Source organism: Aquabacterium sp. (genome assembly GCF_004297345.1).
In the GTDB taxonomy this organism is placed as follows: domain Bacteria; phylum Pseudomonadota; class Gammaproteobacteria; order Burkholderiales; family Burkholderiaceae_C; genus Aquabacterium.
This window is the reverse complement of record NZ_SCTN01000139.1, coordinates 1-2,792: the sequence shown is the minus strand read 5'-3', so window position 1 is coordinate 2,792 and position 2,792 is coordinate 1. Positions and strand designations below refer to the sequence as shown.

Below are 2,792 nucleotides of genomic sequence, written 5' to 3'. Positions count from 1 at the left end.
CGCCAGATCTGGAAACATGGCCTGAAAGTCGTCCGTGTAGCGCTTGCCATAGTTGGGCGGCACCATCATCCCGATCAACAGCACCTTGGCTCCAATCTGCTTGCAGGCCTCGATCATGGCCTGCAAGTTAGCCCGAGTGCTCTTGAGTGGCAGGCCGCGCAAGGCGTCGTTGGCACCCAGTTCAATCACCACATGCGTTGGTCGATGCTGCTTAAGCAAGGGCGGCAGACGTGTCATGCCGCCCGACGTGGTTTCGCCACTGATGCTTGCGTTGATGACTTCGGCGCCCATGCCTTGCTCTTGAAGGCGCGATTGCAGCAAGGCCACCCAGCCGGTGCCTCTGGCCAAACCATACTCGGCCGACAGGCTGTCACCCATGATCAGAATGCGTGCAGCCTTGCCGGGTGTGGCCAAAGCGCGTTCGCTTGCGGCCCAAAGGCCCGAGGCCGCCACAAGAATCTGGCGTCGCGTACAGTTGGTCTTGGTCTGATTCATTGTTAGCGCTGAAAGCCTCAATCCGTACATGCACATGTCGTCTTCGGAATCTACTCGTGTTGTGCAGGCCACGCCCGCCATCGTCGCGCAAGACCTGAGCAAGGTTGTCACTGATACCAGCGGCTCCCTGACCATTTTGCACAACATCTCCATGACCGTGCCTGCAGGCGAGTCTCTGGCGATCGTGGGCGCATCAGGGTCGGGCAAAAGCACCTTGCTGTCTTTGCTTGCGGGGCTGGATGTGCCCAGCAGCGGCGAAGTCCACATGTGCGGCCAAAGTCTGTTCGATTTGACTGAAGATGAGCGCGCCGCCCACCGCGCACGGCATGTGGGTTTTGTGTTCCAGAGCTTTCAACTCATCGCACATCTGTCTGCGCTGGAAAATGTGATGCTGCCTATGGAGTTGCGCGGCGACAAGGCGGCCCGCGCCAAGGCTTCGGCCATGCTGGAGCGTGTGGGCCTGGGTGCGCGCCTGCGTCATCGTCCAGCTTTGTTGTCGGGCGGCGAGCAGCAACGCGTGGCGCTGGCCCGGGCGTTTGTCATGCATCCCGATATCCTGATGGCCGACGAGCCAACAGGCAGTCTGGATCACGCCACCGGGCAGGCCATCATGGATCTGATGTTTGATCTCAACAGGGAAAATGGCACCACGCTGATACTGGTCACCCACGACAGCCAGATTGCCCAACGCTGCCATAGCCAGATCCGCATCAGTGCGGGCCAGGTCGCAGCCTGAATCAGCGGTTAGGATGCCGGCATGAGTCTCAAACTGCTATTTGGCTTCCATGCCGTGTCGGTGCGCCTGAAAGTCGCGCCTAAATCCATTCGTGAACTGCACGTTGATGCTACCCGCCGCGATCAACGCATGAAGCAGTTCCTGGCCAAGGCTGAAGAAGCCGGCCTGAAGATCATCGACAGCGATGACGACAAACTGCAGAAGCTTGCCGGCACCCATCGCCATCAAGGCGTCGTGGCGCGTGTCGAGGCCATTCAGCAGAACAATTCGCTGGATGATCTGCTGGATTCCTTGACCGAACCGGCTTTGTTGCTGGTGCTGGACGGTGTGACCGATCCTCACAACCTCGGCGCTTGCCTGCGGGTTGCTGACGGTGCTGGTGCCCACGCCGTGATTGCGCCCAAGGATCACGCCGTGGGCGTGAATGCGACCGTGGCCAAGGTTGCCAGCGGTGCTGCGGAAACCGTCCCCTATTTCATGGTGACCAACCTGGCGCGCACGCTGACCGAGCTCAAGGAGCGCGACATCTGGATCATCGGCACATCCGACGATGCACCTCACAGCCTTTACGAGGGCCGCGACTTCAAGGGCCCAGTGGCCCTGGTGCTGGGGGCGGAAGGCGCGGGGATGCGTCAGCTCACCCGCAAGCATTGCGACGAGCTGGTCAGCATTCCGATGATGGGCGGCGTGTCCAGCCTGAACGTGTCGGTGGCCAGTGGCGTGTGCCTGTATGAGGCACGTCGCCAGCGGCTGGCCTGATCGACCCAGCGGACGCCGCGGATCTGGCTATGCCGGTTCGCTGGCGTCGCCTTGAGGGCGAGCGCCAAACTCGTTTCGGGGAATGGCCATTTTCTGCGCCCACCAACTCAGCGACCAGGCCACCACCATCAAGGCCAGGCCCAGCCAGTGGAGCTGGCCGTAACCGTGATGCGTCAACACCCAGCCGCCTCCCGAGGCGCCAACGGCGTGCCCCAGGTAGATGGCTGAGGTGTTCAAGGCCATCAGGGCGGGCGCCAGGCGTGGCGACAGCCCACCCAGCCGCGCCTGTTGGCCGGAATTGGTGGCAAACCCACTCAGCGCCCAGGGCACCAGCACCAGCGCCAGCAAGGGCAGGGTGCTGCCTAAAGGCCAGGCCAGCAGGCTCACGATCATCATGCCGAGCGTGATGGTGACGGCGGGCGCGGCCCCCATGCTGTCCACCACACGATTGAGCACCAGATTGCCGGCCAGGGCCAAACAGCCAAACCAGGCGAACATGATGCTGATCTGCTCGGGGCTGGCGCCAAATTCAAACTTGTACAAGGGGGCGGCATAGGCCAGCACGGTGAACTGCCCCGCACTCTGGCAAGCCGTGACCAAGACCACCGCCATCAACAGGGGTGAGCGAAACACCTTGCGCCAGGCCCGCATCGAGAGCGCCGGAGGGCGTATGCCGGAGGGGAGGCTCTTGTGCACCATCCAGGCCGCCAGCACCCCGCCTGCGGCCACCAACAACATGGCCAGACGCCAGCCCATGCGCTCGCCAATCCACGCTGCCATGGGCATGCCCGCCACGGAGGCC

4 protein-coding genes are annotated in these 2,792 nt (G+C 62.5%); 2 read left to right on the top strand and 2 right to left on the bottom strand.

Going from position 1 to position 2,792, the window contains the following annotated elements:
- Positions 1–378 (bottom strand): arylesterase (locus EPO09_RS04480; protein ID WP_290640594.1); only part of this gene is annotated, 378 nt, incomplete at its 3' end.
- 145 nt (positions 379–523) lie between these two features.
- On the opposite strand from EPO09_RS04480, the gene EPO09_RS04475 reads away from it, so the two are divergent.
- Positions 524–1,231 (top strand): ABC transporter ATP-binding protein, encoded by a 708-nt coding sequence (locus EPO09_RS04475; protein WP_290640592.1) that lies wholly within the window; start codon positions 524–526, stop codon positions 1,229–1,231.
- Positions 1,232–1,252: 21 nt separating this feature from the next.
- Positions 1,253–1,990: a 23S rRNA (guanosine(2251)-2'-O)-methyltransferase RlmB gene (rlmB, locus tag EPO09_RS04470; RefSeq protein WP_290640590.1), complete on the top strand. Its 738-nt coding sequence runs from the start codon at positions 1,253–1,255 to the stop codon at positions 1,988–1,990.
- 27 nt (positions 1,991–2,017) lie between these two features.
- Here rlmB and EPO09_RS04465 read toward each other — a convergent pair.
- Positions 2,018–2,792: MFS transporter (locus tag EPO09_RS04465; protein ID WP_290640588.1), on the bottom strand; the 775-nt coding region annotated here is incomplete at its 5' end.